Here is a 229-nt window from a genome sequence, read left to right as displayed (position 1 = left end):
TGCGTGTACCTCGCCGTGATGGCCCTGGACCCGACCGGCACCGGTCAACGCCGCTGGATCACCCGCTGGAAAGCCGCCCTGAACGCCTTCGAGATCACCTTCGAAGGCCGCCTGTCCGCAGGCCGCAAGTAACCCATCGAAATCCAGTTACAGGGTCTGTCATCCGAACGGTGTAACTTCTCTCCGTTCTATCGATGATGTTGGGCTGTTTACCGGCGGGCGGCGGAGA

At 61.6% G+C, this 229-nt stretch carries 1 pseudogene; it reads left to right on the top strand.

Annotated features, from left to right (window positions below):
- A pseudogene (locus ACLQ24_RS30750) lies at positions 1-132 on the top strand (IS256 family transposase); the annotation flags it as partial.
- Positions 133-229: the final 97 nt, after the last annotated feature.

The sequence above is a fragment of the Micromonospora sp. DT4 genome (assembly GCF_049841675.1).
Lineage (GTDB): Bacteria > Actinomycetota > Actinomycetes > Mycobacteriales > Micromonosporaceae > Micromonospora.
Note: the sequence above shows the minus strand (reverse complement) of the source record. Positions and strands in the feature narration are given on the sequence as shown.